Raw genomic sequence first — 20,405 nt, forward strand, 5'->3', positions numbered from 1 at the left:
ACCTCAATGATCGTGGTCGCAATCGGGACCATGCACATGGTCGTCGTCACCCTCGACGTCGGCCGGTTCCATTTCCAGTTGCAGGCTGACCAGGTTGGTGGCCAGCGGGCGCAGCAGCAGGTTGGCGTACTCGGTGTCGCCCTCCTCCACGTCCACGCCGATCAGCAGTTGGCCGTTGCCAGCCTGCTGGATCCAGACTTCCTTGCCCTGCCAGACCACGGCGAAACGGGTGCAGGAGGTTTCGAGCTGGGTGCCGTCGGTATCTTCGAGGATCAGTTGCAGGGCATCGGACATTTCAGGAGTCTCAGTTGAGCTGGAAGGGATAAACAGAGCCCAGTTTAAGGATCTGCGTCAGTTCATCCAATGCCGTCCGGCACTCGACCAGCAATTGCGGGTCGGCAAGATCGGTTTCACTCAAGCGATCACGGTAGTGCTTGCCGACCCAGGCGGTCAGGGTGGTGTACAGGTCCGGGGTCATGATCACTCCCTGGTTCACCGCCGCCAGCTCGTTTTCCTTGAGCGCCACCCGCAGGCGCAGGCAGGCCGGACCACCGCCGTTCTGCATGCTCTGCTTGAGGTCGAAGACCTTCACCTCACGGATCGGTCCCTGACCGGCAGTCAGCTCGTTCAAGTAACTCCAGACCCTGGCATTGCCACGGCACTCTTCCGGCACCACCAGCAGCATGCCGCCATCGGCGCGGCTGAGCAGCTGGCTGTTGAACAGGTAGGAACGCACGGCGTCCTCCACCGCTACCGCGCTGCGCGGCACGCGTACCGCCTGGAAGCGGCCGCCGCGCTTGCCCAGCTTGCCATCCAGCTCGGCCAGCACCTTGTCGGTCTCGAGGAAGGCATCCTCGTGGTAGAACAGCACTTCGCCGTTACCGACCGAAATCACGTCGTTGTGGAACACGCCCTGGTCGATCACCGCCGGGTTCTGCTGAGCGTAGACCACGCCTTCGGCACCCAGGCCGTGCAGGCGGGCGACCGCCTGGCAGGCTTCCAGGGTCTGCCGCGCGGGATAGCGCTGCGGCGCGGGGAAACGGGCATCGAAGGCGCTGCGGCCGAACACGAAGAATTCCACGCCGGCATCGCCATAGCCCTTGCAGAAACGGGTGTGGTTGGCCGCGCCTTCGTCGCCGAACTGGCCGACCGCCGGCAGTGCCGCGTGGTGGGCGAAGACGCTCTCGTTGGCGAACATAGCCCCCAGCACGCGACTGGTGGTCGGGTGCTCGATGGAACGGTGGAACTTGCAGTTCAGGTTGGCGGCGGTGAAGTGCACGCGGCCATCCGCGGTATCGGCGCTCGGGCTGACGGTGCAGGAGTTGGCCGTCCACATGCTCGACGCCGAGCTGCAGGCGGCCAACAGCGGCATGGCTTGCTTGGCGGCTTGGGCGATCACCTCGGCATCGCTGCCGGAGAAGCCCAGGCTGCGCAGGGCGGCCACGTCCTGGCGCTCCTGCGGGGCGAACACGCCCTGCTTGAAGCCCATCTCCATCAGCGCCTTCATCTTGCCCAGGCCCTGCAGCGCCGCTTCCTTCGGGTTGGAGACGGCCTGGCTGTTGCTCTGGGAGGCCACGTTGCCGTAGGACAGACCACCGTAGTTGTGGGTCGGGCCGACCAGTCCGTCGAAGTTCACTTCATAGGCGTTCACAGGCTGACTCCAGGCGTAAGGGTTGCAGGCAGGGCAAGGGTTTCACTTTCCAGCGAGGCCACCGGGTAGGCGCAGTAGTCAGCGGCGTAGTAGGCGCTGGCGCGATGGTTTCCGGAGGCGCCGACGCCACCGAAGGGCGCGCTGCTGGCGGCGCCGGTCAGCTGCTTGTTCCAGTTGACGATGCCCGCGCGGCTCTCGATGAGGAACTGCTGGTAGCGCTCGGCGGAGTCCGACAGCAGGCCGGCGGCCAGGCCGTACTGGGTAGCGTTGGCCTCGGCGATGGCGGCGTCGAAACCGGCATAGCGGATCACCTGCAGCAACGGGCCGAAGAACTCTTCGTCCGGGCGCTCGGCAACCGCGGTCACATCGAGGATGCCCGGGGTCAGCAGGGCGGCGTTCGCCAGCGGCTGGGACAGCGGCAGCAGCGCGCGGGCGCCCTTGGCGATCAGGTGCTCCTGGGCCTTGAGCAGATGGCGCGCGGCATCCAGGGAAATCACCGACCCCATGAAGGGCGCGGGCTGGGCATCGAATGCCCCGACCTGGATGGTTGCGCTGACAGCCACCAGGCGCGCCAGCAAGGCGTCGCCCCAGGCGCCTTCGGGCACCAGCAGGCGGCGGGCGCAGGTGCAGCGCTGGCCGGCGGAAATGAAGGCCGACTGGATGATGGTGTAGACGGCGGCGTCGACATCCTTGACCTCATCCACCACCAGTGGGTTGTTGCCGCCCATCTCCAGCGCCAGGATCTTGTCCGGACGACCGGCGAACTGCTGGTGCAGCAAGTTGCCGGTGCGGCTGGAGCCGGTGAAGAACAGGCCGTCGATACCGGGATTGCCGGCCAGGGCCACGCCGGTTTCACGGGCGCCCTGCAGCAGGTTGAGCACTCCGCCGGGGAGACCGGCTTCGATCCAGCATTTCACGGTCAGTTCGGCGACCTTGGGCGTCAGTTCGCTGGGCTTGAAGATCACCGCGTTACCGGCCAGCAGCGCCGGCACGATGTGGCCGTTGGGCAAGTGGCCGGGGAAGTTGTAGGGGCCGAACACCGCCACCACGCCGTGGGGCTTGTGACGCAGCACCGCGGTGGCGTCCGCCAGGGGGCCGCTCTTCTCGCCGGTGCGCTCGCGGTAGCTCTGGATGGAAATGGCCACCTTGTTGACCATGCTGGTCACTTCGGTCGCGGACTCCCACAGCGGCTTGCCGGTTTCCTCGCCAATGCAGCGCGCCAGCTCATCGGCATGACTGCGCAGGGTCACGGCGAAGCGTTCGAGGATGGCGATGCGTTCTTCCAGCGGGCGACGGGCCCAGGCCGGGAAGGCGGCGCGGGCGGCCTGCACCGCCTCGTCGACCTGGCCGGCGTTGGCGCCACGGCCGGACCAGACCACGGCCTGGGTCACCGGGTTCAGCGAATCGAAGGCGTCGCCCTGCCCCGCCTGCCAGTTGCCAGCGATGAAATGGGTGCTCATTTGACGGACTCCTTGGCCGACAGCGGCACGGCGCGAACCGAGGCGCCCGCCGACAGTTTCAGGCGTTTGGCGGTCAGCGCGTCGACCACCAGGGTGCCGGAAGCCAGGCGAGCCGGCGCGGCGGTGATTCGGCAGTCTTCACGCTTGCGGTTGTGGATGAGGAAGGGGGTGGCGTCGTCGCCCGGGGTGCCGACCGCCAGCACCAGGTTCTGGCTATCGTGCACGGCGCGGATCTTCGCGGTCTCGCACTCGATGGCCGGGCCGGCGTCGAAGATGTCGACATAGCCCTGGTAGCTGAAGCCCTCGCCCTTGAGCATGGCCAGCGCCGGCTCGGTGTCGGTGTGCACGCGACCGATGATGTTGCGCGCGTCCTCGGAGAGGAAGCAGGTGTAGAGCGGGAACTTGGGCATCAGTTCGGCGATGAAGGCCTTGTTGCCGACCCCGGTGAGGTAGTCGGCGCGGGAGAACTCCATCTTGAAGAAGTGTCGGCCGAGGCTTTCCCAGAAGGGCGACACGCCGTTCTCGTCGGACATGCCGCGCATCTCGGCGATCACCTTGTCGCCGAACAGCTCGGGGAACTCGGCGATGAACAGGAAGCGCGCCTTGGACAGCAACCGGCCGTTCAGGCCGCTGCGGTGCCCGGCATGCAGGAACAGCGAGCAGAGTTCGGAGTTGCCGGTCAGGTCATTGGCCAGGAACAGGGTGGGAATCTGCCGGTGGATATGCAGTTCCTGGGAGGCACTGACGGTGAGGCCGACCCGGTAGTTGTACCAGGGCTCACGCAGGCCCACGGCGCCGGCCACGGCGGAAATGCCGACCACGGTGCCATCGTCGTCCTCGAGGACGAACAGGTAGTCCGCGTCGGCGCGCTCGGCCTCGCCACGGAATGCCTTCTCCGCCCAGCCGACGCGATGCGCCAGGCGCTCCTCATTGGCCGGCAGCGTGGTCAGGCCTGCGCCGGTGCTGCGCGCCAGGTCGATCAGGGCCGGTAAATCGGCGCTGCGTACGGGACGAACGATCATAGTGCCTCCAGACATTGCGCTCCCCTCCGTCCGAGGGAAGCCAGGGAGAGAGCCGGGCTCTCATCCGATCCAAACAGGGTCCACCACCTCCCCCGGGGGGAGGCGGTTCAACGACTCAAACGGCGATCAGGCGGACGCTCGCACCTTCGCCGACACCCAGGGCCTCGGCCGTTTCGGCGTCCAGCACCACCGGCTTGCCGGGCACCCAGTCGAGCTCGGCGACTATGGCGCGGAAGTCCTGCAGCTGGCCGTTGCACACCAGGTACTGGCGGCTGCCCTTGCCCTGCTCGCCGAGCTTCACCGGCACCATGCGGCTCTGGGCGATGGAGCGGATGCCCGAGGTACGGGCATGGAGGGTCGGGCCACCGTCGAAGATGTCAATGTAGTTGTCGGTCTCGAAGCCTTCGCGCATCAGGATGTCGAAGGTGATCTGCGCGCGCGGGTGCACCTGCCCCATGGATTCCTGGGCCTCGTCCGGCAGCAAGGGCACGTAGATCGGGTAGTTCGGCATCAGCTCGGCGAGGAAGGTGCGGCTCTTGAGGCCGGACAGGCGCTCGGCCTCGGTGTAGTTGAGGTCGAAGAAATTGCGCCCTACCGCGTCCCAGAACGGCGACTCGCCCTGTTCGTCGCTGTAGCCGACGATTTCCACCACCACCGCATCGGCGAAGCGCTCCGGGTGGCTGGCCATGAACAGCAGGCGGCCACGGGAGTTGAGCTCGGCGGTGGGGGTATTCACCAGGTCGCGCTCGACGTAGAAGCTGGTCAGCAGGCTGTTGCCGGTGAGGTCGTGGCACAGCGACAGGACGTGGATCTTGTTGTGGATCGACAGCGACCGGGAGGCGTGCACGAACGTCTCGTTGCGGAAGCTGTAGAAGGGCTCGGAGAAGCCGGCGGAGGCGACGATCGCCGAGCAGCCCGCCAGGCGTCCGGTCTTGCTGTCTTCCAGCACGAAGAAATAGCTTTCCTCGCCATTGAAGCTCACTTCGGCGGCGAAGGACGCCTCGGACGCGCCGATCTTCTCGGCCAGGACCTGGGCATCGTCCGGCAATGAAGTGACACCCACGGGGCTATCCGCGGCCAGGCGCTGCACTTCAGCGAGGTCGGCCATTTGCGCGGGGCGCATCACCAGCATGGGGGTCACTCCTTTTCTTGATGAAGACTCCGAACGAACCAGTGGTTCCATCCGGAGAAAAGCGGGGCCCCGAAAGGCCGGGCGCACGCGTGAATCTGTGTAGTCGCCGGACCCGGCGGATCGGCCGGGTCCGGCGGGGTATTACGCCTGGGTCAGCTTGGCGACGGCGCGCTCGAAGCGGTCCAGGCCGGCGTCGATGTCCGCATCCGGAATCACCAGGCTGGGCGCGAAGCGCACCACGTCCGGACCGGCCTGGAGGACCATCACGGCCTCCTTCTCGGCGGCGTTCAGCACGTCCTTGGCCTTGCCCTTCCAGGCGTCGGTCAGCACGGCGCCGATCAGCAGGCCCAGGCCACGGACTTCACTGAAGATGCCGTACTTGGCGCCGATGGCGTCGAGGCGGGCCTTGAAGCGGTCGTGCTTGGCATTGATGCCGCTGAGCACTTCCGGGGTGTTGATCACGTCCAGTACCGCTTCGGCCACCGCACTCGCCAGCGGGTTGCCGCCGTAGGTAGTGCCGTGGGTGCCCACCGCCAGGTGCTTGGCGATCTCGGTGGTGGTCAGCATGGCGCCGATGGGGAAGCCGCCGCCCAGGCTCTTGGCACTGGAGAGGATGTCCGGGGTCACGCCGTAGTGCTCGTAGGCGAACAAGTGGCCGGTACGGCCCATGCCGCTCTGCACTTCGTCGAAGATCAGCAGCGCGTTGTGCTCGTCGCACAGCTTGCGGGCGCCTTCCAGGTAGGCCTTGTCGGCCGGCAGCACGCCGCCCTCGCCCTGCACGGGCTCAAGGACCACGGCGCAGGTCTTGTCGGAAATGGCCGCCTTGAGGGCGTCCAGATCGTTGTAGGCAACGTGGGTGATGCCTTCCATCTTCGGCCCGAAGCCGTCGGAGTATTTCGGCTGGCCGCCAACGGTCACGGTGAACAGGGTGCGACCGTGGAAGCTGTTGGTGGCGGAAATGATCTCGTGCTTCTGCGGGCCATAGACGTCATGGGCATAACGACGGGCCAGTTTGAAAGCCGCTTCGTTGGCCTCGGCGCCGGAGTTGGCGAGGAACACCCGCTCGGCGAAGGTGGCGTCCACCAGCTTCTTGGCCAGGCGCAGGGCCGGCTCGTTGGTGAAAACGTTGGATACGTGCCAGATCTTGTTGGCCTGTTCGGTCAGCGCCTTGACCAGCGCGGGGTGCGCATGGCCCAGGGAGTTCACGGCGATGCCACCGGCGAAATCGATCAGCTCGCGACCGGATTGGTCCCAGACGCGGGAGCCTTCGCCACGTACCGGGATGAAAGCGGCGGGGGCATAGTTGGGAACCATCACCTTGTCGAAATCGGCGCGCTCGACCTGCGCATGCTCAACGGACATCAGCTTCTCCTGCCATGAACGGCTAGCGATGAAAGGATTGTAGGGACTGATTCGGGCTTGGCATTGCCGCCATGCGACAACTTCTTACAGCGCCAACCCGGCTAAAACCGGCGCTTACGGAAATGCGACAGAAAGCGTCGGGAAGGCGCAGTTTAAACGCTGATCGCCGCCGCCACGCACCGGTGGGGAAATTTTCTCCACGGGGTGACTGGCGGGTATCGATGTATGAAGGAAGAGGGAATCCTGTGGGGGCGAATTCATTCGCCATGCAGGCCACAGGCCTGCCCCGGGGGGCCGCTACGCAGCCCTTGGCGAATGAATTCGCCCCTACAACAAGAAGGAACGAGCGGAATCAGCCGCGCTCAGCCACGGCAACCGGCTGCTGGGTCTCGAACGGGCTGGCGCCACGGCGCTGGTTGCGGTCTTCGCGGGGGGTGACGCCGAAGAAATTGCGGTAGGCGCTGGAGAAGTGCGGACCGGAGGAGAAGCCGCAGGACAGGCCGATCTGGATGATCGACTTGCTGGTCTGCATCAGCATCTGCCGCGCCTTGTTCAGGCGCAGTTCCAGGTAGTACTGGCTGGGCACGCGATTGAGGTACTGCTTGAAGATGCGCTCCAGCTGGCGACGGGACACGCAGACATGCTGGGCGATCTCGTCGGTGGTCAGCGGCTCTTCGATGTTGGCTTCCATCAACAGCACGGCCTGGGTCAGCTTGGGATGGCTGGAGCCGAGGCGGTTCTGCAGCGGAATACGCTGGCGCTCGCCCCCCTCGCGGATGCGCTCCACCACCAGCTCCTCGGAGACCGCGCCGGCCAGCTCGGCACCGTGGTCGCGCGCCAGCACCGCCAGCAGCAGATCGAGCACCGCCAGGCCACCGCACGCGGTGATGCGGTCACGATCCCAGTCGAACAGGTGGCTGGTGGCGATCACCTTGGGGAACCGCTCGGCGAAGTCGTCCTGCCAACGCCAGTGCACCGCCGCGCGGTAACCGTCCAGCAGGCCCAGCTGCGCCAGAGGGTAGACGCCGGCGGACAGGCCACCGATCACGCAGCCCGCACGCACCAGTTGCTTGAGCGCCGCCGACAGCGCCGGCGACATCTGCGTCGGCGGCTCGTCGGCCAGCAGGAACAGGCGCTGCTGGCCTTCCAGCTTGCCGGTCCAGGCCTCCCCCGGCAGGCGCCAGGCGCCCTCGGCGGCCGGTTCGGCCTGGAGGAAGGCGATCTCGTAAACCACTTCCGGGTGCAGTCGCTGGGCAACACGCAAGGCTTCCTCGGCCAGCGCCAGGGTCAGCGCCTTGGTACCGGGCCAGAGGAGAAAAGCGATTCGATGGGCAGTCATGGCAGGCAGCTTAGCAGACCCCGGCAAAAGGAAATGGACAAGGTGAACAAGGGGTTGGAATGCACCGCGGCGACCTTCCGGCCGCCGCGTCTTGGCTCACTTGAGGCTGCCGGAGAGGAACTGCTTGAGGCGATCGGACTGCGGATTGGCCAGCACGTCCTTCGGGCAACCGCGCTCTTCGACCACGCCCTTGTGGAGGAACACCAACTGGTTGGACACCTCGCGGGCAAAGCCCATTTCGTGGGTGACCACCACCATGGTGCGGCCTTCCACGGCCAGGTCCTTCATCACCTTGAGCACTTCACCCACCAGCTCAGGGTCCAGCGCCGAGGTGGGCTCGTCGAACAGCATCACTTCCGGCTCCATGGCCAGGGCACGGGCGATGGCCACGCGCTGCTGCTCGCCACCGGACATGTGCGCCGGGTAGGCATCCTTGCGGTGGGCCACGCCCACCTTGGCCAGGTAGTGCTCGGCCTTCTCGATGGCGTCCTTCTTGGACATGCCGAGAACGTGCACCGGCGCTTCGATCACGTTCTCCAGCGCGCTCATGTGCGACCAGAGGTTGAAGTGCTGGAACACCATGGCCAGGCGCGAGCGCATGCGCTGCAGTTGCTTGGGATCGGCCGCCTTGAGGCCGCCATCCTTGTTGGCCACCAGCTTCAGCTCCTCGCCATTGAGGAGGATCTTGCCGCCGTGGGGCTGCTCCAGCATGTTGATGCAGCGCAGGAAGGTACTCTTGCCCGAGCCGCTCGAGCCGATGATGCTGATGACGTCGCCAGCCTTGGCCGCCAGGGACACACCCTTGAGCACTTCGTGGCTGCCATAGCGCTTGTGCAGGTCTTGGACTTCCAGTTTGTACATGGTTTCGGTCTCGATTGGCTCAGTCGCTCAGCAAGCGTCCCTGACGAATGGGTTCACAGCCAGCCACCTTGGCCAGCCACAGTCCTGGTTGCGCGAAACGCATCCGCTCACGCGCGAACAACACGCCGTCCACCGAAGCGCACACCACGGCGTGGCGGTCTTCCAGCGGGTCCAGCACCTCGAACAGGGGGGCGCCCGCCTTCACCTTCGCCCCGGCGGGCTGCAGGAAGCTCACCACCCCGGAGTGGGGCGCGTAGAGGTATTCGGCGCCCTCGAAGGGCGTGGCTTCGCAGCATTCCTGCGGCGCCGCCGGCCACGCGCCGGCAATCAGGCCCTGGTCAGCGAGGAAGGCCAGGATGGCTTCGGCGCGGGCCTCGGCCAGCGGCTTGTCGGTATCGGCCATGCTGCCCAGCTCGACGGTGGTCGCCATGCAGGCCGGGGGAATCGCCGCCCCGGGGAAGCGCTGCGCCAGGCGCAGCCAGGGCAGCGAGCAGGACTCATCGAAGGAGCTGCCACCGGAGTCTTCGGCGGTGAGCACGGCGCCGGCTTCCAGGCGCGCGGCCAGGGAGCGCAGCGCGGCCCAGTGCTGCGGCAGGCAGTAGAGATGCACGGCCGCCTCGAAGTCGCAGTGCAGGTCCAGCACCAGGTCGGCATCGCAGGCATGTCGCAGCAGCAGGCGCTGCATGCCGGCCAGCTCGGAGCCGGCCGGCGGCAGGGCATCGAGGGCCGCGGTCATGACCTGGCGGATCAGCGCCACGTTGGCGGCGGCGTCCGGCCCTAGGCGGCCTTCCAGCGAATCAGCCACCAGGCCGGCCAGGTCGGCGAAATCGCGATTGAAGTTCTTCCCGCTGCCCAGCTCGAAACGCCCTTGCTGGACGGCCTGCACCAGTTGCCCGAGGCCGACGGGGTTGGCCACCGGCACCAGTTCGATAACGGCATTGAGGCGCCCCAGCCCTTCCAGCTCGCGCAGGCGCCGCTTGAGTTCGACGGCAACGCGCATGCCCGGCAGTTCGTCGGCGTGCAGTGAGGCCTGGATGTAGGCCTTGCGCAGGCCTGCGCCAAAACGGAAGACCGTCAGCTGGCGGCGGGTCCCCAGGCATCCCCAGGGCAGTTCGTGGTCGATACGTTGCATGAGGTCAGGCCTTGCGCGGGGCCAGATAGGCCAGGTAGCGACGCTCGGCGGCCTTGAACAGGCGCACCAGGATGAAGGTCAGGCACAAGTAGAAGGCACCGGCGGTGATGAACGCCTCGAACGGCAGGTAGTACTGCGAGTTCACGGTGCGCGCCGCGCCGGTGATGTCGATCAGGGTCACGATCGACGCCAGGCTGGTGGTGTGCAGCATCATGATCACTTCGTTGCTGTACTGCGGCAGCGCGCGGCGCAGCGCGGACGGCAGCAGGATGCGGCGATAGAGCTTGGCGCGGGACATGCCCATGGCCTTGGCCGCCTCGATCTCGCCGTGGGGCGTGGCCTTGATGCTGCCGGCGAGGATTTCCGCGGTATAGGCGCTGGTGTTGATGGCGAACGCCAGGCAGGCGCAGAAGGTGGCGTTGGAGAGATAAGGCCAGAGCCAGCTCTCGCGCACCGCCTCGAACTGGGCCAGGCCGTAATAGATGAGGAACAGCTGCACCAGCATCGGGGTGCCACGGATCACGTAGGTGTAGAGCCAGGCCGGGAAGTTGATCCAGGGCTGCTTCGACACCCGCATCAGTGCCAGCGGCACGGCCACGGCCAGGCCCAGGGCCAGGGAAATCGCCAGGAGTTTGAGGGTTACCAGCACGCCGCCGAGGTAGAGCGGCAGGCTCTCCCAGATCACGTTGTAGTCGAAGATCATAGTTCAGCCGCCTTGATGCCTACCGAGTAGCGCTTCTCCAGGTACCGCAGGGCCAGCAGGGAAACGCTGGTCAGCACCAGATAGAGCGCGGCAACCGCGAGGTAGAAGGTGAAGGGTTCACGGGTAGCGTCCGCGGCGCTCTTGGCCTTGAACATCATGTCCTGCAGGCCTACCACCGAGATCAGCGCGGTGGCCTTGGTCATCACTAGCCAGTTGTTGGTGAAGCCGGGAATCGCCAGACGAATCATCTGCGGCACCAGGATGCGGAAGAACACCTTGGCCCCGCTCATGCCGTAGGCCATGCCGGCCTCGCCCTGCCCTTTCGGGATCGCCATGAAGGCGCCACGGAAGGTTTCGGAGAGGTACGCACCGAAAATGAAGCCGAGGGTGAAGACGCCGGACCAGAAGGGGTCCAGGTCGATGTAGTCGTCGTAGCCGACCATGGGCGCAACCACGTTCACCAGCTGCTGGCCGCCGTAGAAGATCAGCAGGATCAGCACCAGGTCGGGAATGCCGCGGATCACGGTGGCGTAGGTCTCGCCCAGCAGGGACAGCCACTTGATCGGGGAAAGCCTGAATGCCGCGCCGATCAGACCGAGTACCACAGCCATGGTTATGGAAGACAGGGCCAGCAACAGGGTGAGCCAGGCACCATCGAGAATGGTCGAGCCGTAGCCGTTGAGCATGATCAGATCCTCGTGCAGCGCGCCGGTGAACACCGGGCGGCACCGCCACAACGAAAAAGTGGCACAAACCGCTATGTGAAGTTTGTGCCACTTTCAGGGAAAAGCGATTACTCGCCGTAGACGTCGAACTTGAAGTACTTGTCCTGCACTTCCTTGTACTTGCCATTGGCGCGGATGGCAGCGATGGCGGCGTTGATCTTCTCGGCCAGGGCCTTGTCACCCTTGCGCACGGCGATACCGGCGCCCTCGCCGAAGTATTTCTTCTCGGTGAAGGCCGGGCCCACCAGGGTGAAGCCCTTGCCGGCGTCGGTCTTGAGGAAGCCGTCGTCGATGTTCACCACGTCCGCCAGGGTGGCGTCCAGGCGGCCGGCGGTCATGTCGAGGAAGATCTCGTTCTGCGAGCTGTAGCGCACCACTTCGACACCGGCCGGAGCGAAGACTTCGGTGGCGTAGCGGTCATAGATGGAAGCGCGCTGCACGCCCACTTTCTTGCCCTTCAGATCCACCAGCGGGTCGTTGATGACGGTACCTTCCTTCATCGCGAGGCGCGCGGGGGTGTGGTAGTACTTGTTGGTGAAGTCCACCGACTTCAGGCGCTCTTCGGTGATGGTCATGGACGACAGCACGGCATCGAACTTGCGCACTTTCAGGGCCGGGATCAGGCCATCGAACTCCTGCTCGATCCACTTGCACTCAACCTTCATCTCTTCGCACAGGGCGTTGCCGATGTCGTAGTCGAAGCCGGTGATCTTGCCGTCCGGAGTCTTGAAGGCGAAGGGCGGGTAAGCCGCTTCGATACCGATACGCAGGGGCTTGGCATCGTCGGCAAAGGCGACCAGCGGCGACAACAGGGACAGCGCCATGGCGCCGAGAAGTGCAATCTTCTTCATCTTATGACTCCTTCAAAGGGGTATGGCTTCTGTTGGCAGCGTGAGGTTTCGCCCAGACGGTCCATAGAAATTGTAGAAAGAGTCGTCGTCTTTGCCGGCTGCAGGCCGTGGGCAAAAGGCTCCGACTGGGTGTGCGGCATTCTAGCCACAGCCCTTAAGTCGATATTTCTTCAATGCGACAACAAATTACAGAAGCGCAGGAGAGGGGGAGGGAGAGGATTGACAGGCAGCCGGAAAACTGCACAAGAAATGAACGGCCGAACCGATATAAAAAGCAATTACTGAGCCATAAAAACACGAACCCACTGATTACGGGGCGTGCAGGATTTCGACTTGTCGCGTGAAGCACCGAAAAGCGCACCAGTGCGAGTCAAAGCGTTCCCGATGGAACCAGATTGGTGCAGCCGGTAACCACGCCTGTTACGCAACCACCCTCCGCCACCCTAAGTCGATAGCGAATCGGTGTTACACCAACGCAGGAGCGGGCGGCGTTCCGCGAATTTGCGATACCCATCAGCTCTGTCCGCATGGGTATCGCTCCGCTCAACCCATCCTACGAAGTGCCCATGCTGGCCCGAAACGAAGCAGAGGAGATGACGCCGCGCTAATCGCCCCTTCAGGAGGCCGAGTGGAATCCTTGCGCAGGGGGACGAGCGGCATGGATGCCGCGAGAGCCGCGCAGGGCCAGGGATGGCCCTTCGCGGCGCCCCCCGGAGCAAGGATGTAGCGAGGGTAGTTTGGCGAAGGCAAACGGGGACGCCGAGTTCCGGATGCAGGGGCAAGCCCTCTTGGTTACTTCTGGGTGGTTCGGCACCCCGACGACTGCCAGAAGTGACTCGCCCGGCAAGGCGAAACAGAAATTCGAACCGCCGCTCGACAATGAGCCAGGCAAAACAGCCTCGCATCGAGCGACCACTCCGACTCTGAAAACAAAACCCCCGCCCCGGCTAACACCGGGGCGGGGTTCTGTCACAAGCAGGTCAGGCGACCTGCATGACCCGATGGGTATCGATCAGGTGCTGCACCACGCCCGGATCGGCCAGGGTGGAGATGTCACCAAGGGAGTCATACTCGGCAACGGCGATCTTGCGCAGGATGCGGCGCATGATCTTGCCCGAGCGGGTCTTCGGCAGGCCCGGCGCCCACTGGATCACATCCGGGGTGGCGATTGGACCGATTTCCTTGCGTACCCAGGCCTTCAGCTCCTGGCGCAGTTGCTCGGAAGACTCCACGCCGGCGTTCAGGGTGACGTAGACATAGATGCCCTGCCCCTTGATGTCGTGGGGTACACCCACCACCGCGGCCTCGGCCACTTTCGAGTGGGCCACCATGGCGCTCTCGATCTCGGCGGTGCCCATGCGGTGGCCGGAGACGTTCAGCACGTCGTCCACGCGGCCGGTGATCCAGTAGTAGCCGTCCTCGTCGCGACGGGCGCCGTCGCCGGTGAAGTACATGCCCTTGAAGGTCTTGAAGTAGGTATCGACGAAGCGGTCGTGGTCGCCGTACAGGGTGCGCGCCTGGCCCGGCCAGGAGTCGACTATCACCAGGTTGCCCTCGGCCGGCCCCTCGATGATGTTGCCCAGGTTATCCACAAGCGCCGGTTGCACACCGAAGAACGGCCGCGCGGCGGAGCCCGGCTTCAGGGCGTGGGCGCCCGGCAGCGGGGTCATCAGGCAGGCGCCGGTTTCGGTCTGCCACCAGGTGTCGACGATCGGGCAGCGGCCCTGGCCGACGTTCTCGTAGTACCAGTGCCAGGCTTCCGGGTTGATCGGCTCGCCCACCGAACCCAGCAGGCGCAGGCTGGAGCCGTCGGCGCCTTCGACCGCGGCCTTGCCCTCGGCCATCATGGCGCGGATGGCGGTGGGGGCGGTGTAGAGAATGTTGACCTTGTGCTTGTCGACGATCTTCGCCACGCGGCTCACGTCCGGGTAGTTCGGTACGCCTTCGAACATCAGGGTGGTGGCGCCGTTGGCCAGCGGGCCGTAGACCAGGTAGGTGTGGCCGGTGACCCAGCCGATGTCGGCGGTGCACCAGAAGACTTCGCCCGGGCGGTAGTCGAACACCCGCTCATGGGTCAGCGAGGCATACACCAGGTAGCCGCCAGTGGTGTGCATCACACCCTTGGGTTTGCCGGTGGAGCCGGAGGTGTAGAGGATGAACAGCGGGTCCTCGGCACCCATTTCCTTCGGCGCGCAGTGGCTGGAGGCGACCTTCATCAGGTCTTCGTACCAGACGTCGCGGTGCTGGTTCCACTTGATCTCGGAGCCGGTGCGCTTGACCACGACGATCTTCTGCACGCTGCAGGTTTCCGGGTTGGTCAGGGCGTCGTCGACATTGGCCTTGAGCGGCACCTTCCTGCCACCGCGCAGGCCTTCGTCGGCGGTGATCACCACCTTGGAACGGCAGTCGATGATGCGGCCGGCCAGCGCCTCGGGGGAGAAGCCACCGAACACCACGGAGTGGATGGCGCCGATACGGGTGCAGGCCAGCATGGCGACCACGGCTTCCGGGATCATCGGCATGTAGATGGTCACCACGTCGCCGCGGTGCACGTCCTGGCCGCGCAGGGCGTTGGCGAACTTGCAGACGCGCTCGTGAAGGTCGCGGTAGGTGATGACCTGGTGCTCGGCGGGGTTGTCGCCTTCCCAGATGATCGCGGCCTGGTCGCCACGCTCGGCGAGGTGGCGGTCCAGGCAGTTGGCGGAAACGTTGAGGCTGCCATCGGCAAACCACTTGATGTCGACGTGGTGATCGTCGAAGGAAGTCTGCTTCACCTTGGTGAAAGGCTTGATCCAGTCGAGGCGCTTGGCCTGTTCGCGCCAGAAGCCGTCTGGGTTGATGACCGATTGCTGGTACATGGCTTTGTAGGTCGCCTCGTCGGTGAAGGACGCGGCGGCCACTTCTGGGCGGACCGGATACAGAGAAGCAGCGCTCATGGGTCTTACCTCGGTGGGTAGTTGTTTTTGTATGGCGCCTTTTGTATCCCCCACCCTTTCGTAGGGCCATTCGACCATGGTCTTACCACACACGGACTATGGTCGAAGGCCGCGCAAACCCGGCCCGGACCGGTTCGAAGCCGGCATCGCCGCCAGCCCCACCCCGTGCTCCAGACATAAAAAAACGGCCCATGTCCGGGGACATGGGCCGCTGAAGCACTATCGGGTCGTTGGTGAGAGCCCGGGCAAGCCCGGCTGACGGCACGCGGACGACCGGCCGCGCGCCGAACAGAATCAGACGTGGGCGTCCTGGTATTCCTTCTCGGCTTCATCGAAGCGCTTGATCATCGCAGCGGACGGCGCATTGCCGATGCGGCTGAAGATCAGGATGCCGAGGGTGCAGAGGATGAAGCCCGGAACGATTTCGTACAGACCGGTCCAGCCGAAGAAGTTCTTCCACAGCACCACGGTCACCGCGCCAAGGATCATGCCGGCCAGGGCGCCGTTGCGGGTCATGCCCTTCCAGATCAGCGAGAGGATCACCACCGGGCCGAAGGCGGCACCGAAGCCGGCCCAGGCGTAGGACACCAGGCCCAGTACCTTGCTTTCCGGATCAGCGGCGATGGCGATGGCGATCACGGCCACCAGCAGCACCATGGCGCGGCCGACCCAGACCAGTTCGAGCTGGCTGGCGTTCTTGCGGAAGAAGGCCTTGTAGAAGTCTTCGGTCAGGGCGCTGGAGCACACCAGCAGCTGGCAGCTCAGGGTGGACATCACGGCGGCCAGGATGGCGGACAGCAGCACACCGGCGATCCACGGGTTGAAGAGGATCTTGGCCAGTTCGATGAACACGCGCTCGTGGTTCTCAGCAACGGCGCCAGCCTGCTCCGGATGAGCGGAGAAGTAGGCGATGCCGAAGAAGCCCACGGCCACGGCGCCGGCCAGGCAGAAGATCATCCAGGCCATGGAGATGCGGCGGGCGTTGGGGATCGACTTGACCGAATCGGCGGCCATGAAGCGCGCCAGGATGTGCGGCTGGCCGAAGTAACCCAGGCCCCAGGCCAGCAGGGAGATCACGCCGATGAAGGACGCGCCCTTGAGCATGTCGAAGTTGGAAGCGTCCTTCATCTCGATAGCCATGAAGGTCGGATCCACACCGCCGGTGGCCATCATCACGATGATGGGGGTGAGGATCAGGGCGAAGATCATCAGGCTGGCCTGGACGGTATCGGTCCAGCTGACAGCCAGGAAGCCGCCGACGAAGGTGTAGCAGATGGTGGCGGCGGCACCGGCCCACAGGGCGGTCTCGTAGGAAATGCCGAAGGTGCTCTCGAACAGGCGGGCACCGGCGACGATGCCGGAAGCGCAGTAGATGGTGAAGAACACCAGGATCACCACGGCGGAGAAGATGCGCAGGATGCGGCTGTTGTCTTCGAAGCGGTTGGTGAAATAGTCGGGCAGGGTCAGGGCGTTGCCGTTGTGCTCGGTCTGCACGCGCAGGCGACCGGCAACCAGCAGCCAGTTGAGGTAGGCACCGACGATCAGGCCGATGGCGATCCAGCTTTCCGACAGGCCGGAGAGGTAGACTGCACCCGGCAGGCCCATCAGCAGCCAGCCGCTCATGTCGGAGGCGCCGGCGGACAGGGCGGTCACGAAGCTGCCGAGGCTGCGGCCACCGAGGATGTAGTCGGAAAGGTTGTTGGTGGAGCGATAGGCGTAGAAGCCGATCAGCACCATGGCCGCTATATAGATCACGAAGGTGATCAGTGTCGGGTTGCTCACACTCATGGGGTTTCCCCTGCTCGTTTGTTTTTATTCCGGGGACGGCGGGTAACCGCTCCCATGGTTGCTTTTTGGCGGACGCTTGTGACGATCACCGGTTCTTCCCGACCACCTCGGCCAGGGGGCCGACGCAATTCCGGTCGGGCAATGCTCGCAGGGCTTCCGGCCCTGCCAATGCGACAGCGGACGACTACTACTTTGGTCTAGTACAAGCTTCCCGACCCGCAAGAAGTATTCGGGCAAGCGGCGGTCGCAAGGCGAGTGCGGAATTTAGAGATATGGCATTGCGCCTTTCTTGTAGGATTCTCTGATTCCTTTGCGTAATCCTCTGATTCAGGGAACTTTCCGCCAAAAGGTGCAACCGGCTGCCAGGCCCGGCAGCCGGCGAACGGACTCAAAACGCCAATCTGATCCCGAGGGTCAGGTTGCGCCCAGGAAGTACAACCTCATCCTTGATGAATGAGCTGTGGTTGCGCCCCCTGGCATCCAGCAGGTTGTTCCCCTTCAGGTAGAGCTGATAATCGGTACTTTCCAGCTGCCCGCCGTAGATCAGCGAAGCGCCGAGCATGTTGTAACCACCGGTGTCATTCTCGAAAGCCGCGGTGCGGTCCTGGCGTTGCACCCGGTAGAACTCCAGCTGGCCGTCCAGCGCTGGCGCCAGGCGCTGGTCCAGGCGCATACCCAGTCGGTCCGCCGGGATACGCGGCAGGTCGCCGCCATCGCGCAGCTTGCCGCGTACATGGTCGCCGAACACGCCAAGGCGCGTGGCTTCGGTGAGTTGGTAGCTGGCCTCGCCCTCGGCGCCGGTGAGCACGGCGTCGGCCTGGCTGTACTGGATTTCGCGTATGCCGCCGCCGATGTCGCGGCCGGTGTCCGCGGCGTAGATGAAGTCATCCACCTGGTTGCGGTAGAGGCTGAAGCTGAAGCGGGCCCGGCCGGCATGCTTGTGTAGCGACAACTCGACGTTATGGGAGGTCTCCTCATCCAGCCCCGGGTCGCCGAGCTCGACGGTGCGGGTCGCCGCGTGGGGGCCGTTGGCATACAGCTCCTCCGCCGTGGGCAGCCGTTGCGAGCGCGAGAGCGTGAGACCCAGCGCGTATTCCGGGGCGAAGTTCCACACCGCGCCGGCCGACGCGGAGGTGCCGCTGTGCCGCGTACCGCGCTGGCCGTCGGCATCGATGTCCTGCCATTCGTGGCGCAGGCCGAGCTCATAGCGCCAGTCGCCGAGGTGGTATTCCTCCAGGATGAACAGGCCATGGTTGCGGGTGAGGGTCGGCGGCACATAGGCCTCCTCCCCCAGGGCCTGGAAGTCGCGGCGCAGGGTCTGTCCGCCAAGCACGCCGCGCCAGCCGAACAGCGGGGCGTGAGTCAACTCCAGGCGAGCATCGGTCGCGTCGTTGCGGAAGGTGGTGGCGGTCACGCCGCCCTCCACCTCGTCGTGCTCGTAGTTGCTGTGGCCGATGCGCAGGCGGCCCAGTTCGAACCCCGGTAGCGGTTCGCTGTAATCGCCGCGCAGGTCCCAGCGGCGCTGTTTCATGTCGATGTAGGGCACCCCGCCGCCGTGGTCATGGGCGTGGGCATGCTCGTCTTCGTGCTCGTCTTCATGCCCATGGTCGTGACCCTCCTCGTCCTCGCCCACGCAGTGCCAATCCCGCGGATCGTGGGTGTGGCAGTCGGCGTGCTGGTGCGCCAGCAGACCATAACGGTTGCGCTGCTGGGTGTAGGCCAGGCCCAGGTGGCCACGCTCGCCGATCCAGCTACCGCCGAGGGTCGCGGTATCGGTGTCGTTGTAGGAGCCCACCTGCTTGCTCGAGCGCGGATCGCCCTCGGTACCGGGAATCCGGTACTCGTCGTCCTGGCGCTTGACGCCTTCGACCCGCACGGCGAACTGCCCGGCGCCGGCGGTCAGGCCAAAGGCACCGGCGCCGCCATTGGCGACGCTGTTGGCACTCAGCTCCGCTTCCCCTTCGAAGCCCTTCTCGGGGATATGGGTGGGTACTTTCCGGTCGATCAGGTTGACCACGCCACCGATGGCGCCGCCCCCATAGAGCAGCGTCGCGGGCCCCCTGAGCACCTCGATGCGCTCGATCAGCAGGGGTTCCAGGCTGATCGCGTGGTCGGGGCTGATGGTGGAGGCGTCCAGGGTGTCGACTCCGTCGCTGAGTACCCGCACCCGCGCGCCGTCCAGGCCGCGGATGACCGGGCGGCTGGCGCCGGCACCAAAGCTGCTGGAGCTCACCCCCGGTAGGCCGTTCAGGGTTTCCCCCAGGGTCGACTCGCGCCTCAGGGTGAGCTCGTTGCCCTGCAGCACCCTGGCCGGGCTGGTCATCTCCCCGGGTGAATGGGCCAGGGCGCTGGCACTGACCACGTTGGGCTCCAGCTCGAGCGATTCCCCGGGCTCCGCGCCGAGGGCGACAGCGCCCGGCGCCAGGGCGAAGGCCAGGGCGATGGAATGTCGGACTTTCTTCATGTTGTACCTCTGATTTCCTTGAGACGCGCCGCATTGCACGGTGCCAATGGCAGAAAAACGCAGCGGGAGGAGCCGCCACGGATTGAAAACGCGATGCGTTATAACATAACAATTAACATCGATTCTCAAGGAAACCCGGCGCACTCGGGTCAGGATCGGCTTAAAGGCGGGTCAGTCGGCGCCGCGCAGGCGCTTGGGCGTCAGGCCGAGGTAACGGCGCATGGCAGTGGTCAAGGCACTCTGGCTGGAGAAGCCGCACTCCTCGGCGATGCGCACCAGGGGTTGTTCGCTTTCCCGCAGCAGGCGGGCGGCGCGATCGAGGCGGGATTTCAGCAGGTACTGGTGGGGTGTCAGGCCCAGGCTGCTCTTGAACTGGGCATGGAAGTGGCTGGGACTCAGGCAGGCCACCTGGGCCAGCTCCGCCACGCTGATCCGTCGCGCCAGGTTGTCCTGGATGTAGCCATCCAGGCGTTCGATATCCAGGCTGCCCACCGGACGGCGTTTCAGCTCGCCAAACAGCCGCAGATGGAGCGCGCGCAGCAGGACGCCACCGAGGGAACGCACCAGCATCGGGTCGCTGCCGTAGCGGGCGAGTTCGGCTCCGGCGTAGCTGAGGAGGTTATGAAAGTCCGCATCGAGTTCGGGGTAACGCGGCTTCTCGAAGAGACGGCCGAGGAGTTCGGCGCCTTCGGTCGAGGCCCCCTGCTCGTCCAGGTCGAGGATCAGCATCTGGTTGTCACCGATGCCGGCGAATTCGTGGCCGGCATCCCCCGGCACCAGGCAGGCGCGCATCCGGCACACTTCTCCGCCACGGCCATCCACCTCGAACTCGGCACGGCCGGCAAGGGACAGCACCAGTTGGTGGTGATCGTGGGCATGGTGATGGGCCTGATGGTCCAGGCGCAGGAGACGGGCTTCGAGCATGGCAGGACTGTTCAAAATTTGCGCATTCTATCCGGTGCAACCCGGGTTGCACAGC

General features: G+C 65.2%; 16 protein-coding genes. All 16 read right to left on the reverse strand.

Translation table 11 applies throughout. From position 1 onward, the window contains the following. Positions 1 to 3 precede the first annotated feature (3 nt). Positions 4 to 294: a hypothetical protein gene (locus tag PCA10_RS21060; RefSeq protein WP_016494102.1), complete on the reverse strand. Its 291-nt coding sequence runs from the start codon at positions 292 to 294 to the stop codon at positions 4 to 6. A 10-nt stretch (positions 295 to 304) separates the two neighbouring features. Next, positions 305 to 1,651: an N-succinylarginine dihydrolase gene (gene astB, locus PCA10_RS21065; RefSeq protein WP_016494103.1), complete on the reverse strand. Its 1,347-nt coding sequence runs from the start codon at positions 1,649 to 1,651 to the stop codon at positions 305 to 307. Further along, on the reverse strand, positions 1,648 to 3,111 hold the full coding sequence (gene astD, locus PCA10_RS21070; protein ID WP_016494104.1) for a succinylglutamate-semialdehyde dehydrogenase: 1,464 nt from the start codon (positions 3,109 to 3,111) through the stop codon (positions 1,648 to 1,650). The genes astB and astD overlap by 4 nt, the downstream gene beginning before the upstream one ends. Continuing rightward, positions 3,108 to 4,133, reverse strand: a complete 1,026-nt coding sequence (gene astA / locus PCA10_RS21075; RefSeq protein ID WP_016494105.1) for an arginine N-succinyltransferase — start codon at positions 4,131 to 4,133, stop codon at positions 3,108 to 3,110. Before astA ends, astD begins: the two co-directional genes overlap by 4 nt. A gap of 115 nt (positions 4,134 to 4,248) precedes the next feature. Continuing rightward, entirely contained in the window at positions 4,249 to 5,265 is a 1,017-nt protein-coding gene (gene aruF / locus PCA10_RS21080; protein ID WP_016494106.1) for an arginine/ornithine succinyltransferase subunit alpha, read from the reverse strand. 141 nt (positions 5,266 to 5,406) lie between these two features. Next, positions 5,407 to 6,627 (reverse strand): aspartate aminotransferase family protein, encoded by a 1,221-nt coding sequence (locus PCA10_RS21085; protein WP_016494107.1) that lies wholly within the window; start codon positions 6,625 to 6,627, stop codon positions 5,407 to 5,409. A 352-nt stretch (positions 6,628 to 6,979) separates the two neighbouring features. Continuing rightward, on the reverse strand, positions 6,980 to 7,966 hold the full coding sequence (argR, locus tag PCA10_RS21090) for a transcriptional regulator ArgR (RefSeq protein WP_016494108.1): 987 nt from the start codon (positions 7,964 to 7,966) through the stop codon (positions 6,980 to 6,982). Positions 7,967 to 8,062: 96 nt separating this feature from the next. Further along, on the reverse strand, positions 8,063 to 8,827 hold the full coding sequence (locus tag PCA10_RS21095) for an ABC transporter ATP-binding protein (protein WP_016494109.1): 765 nt from the start codon (positions 8,825 to 8,827) through the stop codon (positions 8,063 to 8,065). A gap of 19 nt (positions 8,828 to 8,846) precedes the next feature. Next, on the reverse strand, positions 8,847 to 9,959 hold the full coding sequence (locus PCA10_RS21100) for a succinylglutamate desuccinylase/aspartoacylase family protein (protein ID WP_016494110.1): 1,113 nt from the start codon (positions 9,957 to 9,959) through the stop codon (positions 8,847 to 8,849). Between the two features lie 4 nt (positions 9,960 to 9,963). After that, on the reverse strand, positions 9,964 to 10,662 hold the full coding sequence (locus tag PCA10_RS21105; RefSeq protein WP_016494111.1) for an ABC transporter permease: 699 nt from the start codon (positions 10,660 to 10,662) through the stop codon (positions 9,964 to 9,966). Then, positions 10,659 to 11,348 carry an ABC transporter permease gene (locus PCA10_RS21110; RefSeq protein ID WP_016494112.1) on the reverse strand — a complete coding sequence of 230 codons (690 nt, stop codon included), beginning with the start codon at positions 11,346 to 11,348 and terminating at the stop codon, positions 10,659 to 10,661. The genes PCA10_RS21105 and PCA10_RS21110 overlap by 4 nt, the downstream gene beginning before the upstream one ends. Before the next feature lie 107 nt (positions 11,349 to 11,455). Further along, entirely contained in the window at positions 11,456 to 12,238 is a 783-nt protein-coding gene (locus PCA10_RS21115) for an ABC transporter substrate-binding protein (RefSeq protein ID WP_016494113.1), read from the reverse strand. Between the two features lie 980 nt (positions 12,239 to 13,218). Continuing rightward, complete coding sequence (acs, locus tag PCA10_RS21120) at positions 13,219 to 15,174, reverse strand: acetate--CoA ligase (protein ID WP_016494114.1); 1,956 nt, start codon at positions 15,172 to 15,174, stop codon at positions 13,219 to 13,221. 294 nt (positions 15,175 to 15,468) lie between these two features. Then, positions 15,469 to 16,962, reverse strand: a complete 1,494-nt coding sequence (gene putP / locus PCA10_RS21125; protein ID WP_016494115.1) for a sodium/proline symporter PutP — start codon at positions 16,960 to 16,962, stop codon at positions 15,469 to 15,471. Positions 16,963 to 17,350: 388 nt separating this feature from the next. Continuing rightward, positions 17,351 to 19,426 (reverse strand): TonB-dependent receptor, encoded by a 2,076-nt coding sequence (locus PCA10_RS21130; RefSeq protein ID WP_016494116.1) that lies wholly within the window; start codon positions 19,424 to 19,426, stop codon positions 17,351 to 17,353. A 171-nt stretch (positions 19,427 to 19,597) separates the two neighbouring features. Next, positions 19,598 to 20,350, reverse strand: a complete 753-nt coding sequence (locus PCA10_RS21135; RefSeq protein ID WP_041770387.1) for an AraC family transcriptional regulator — start codon at positions 20,348 to 20,350, stop codon at positions 19,598 to 19,600. Between the last annotated feature and the right edge of the window lie 55 nt (positions 20,351 to 20,405).

Source organism: Pseudomonas resinovorans NBRC 106553, from assembly GCF_000412695.1.
Lineage (GTDB): Bacteria > Pseudomonadota > Gammaproteobacteria > Pseudomonadales > Pseudomonadaceae > Metapseudomonas > Metapseudomonas resinovorans_A.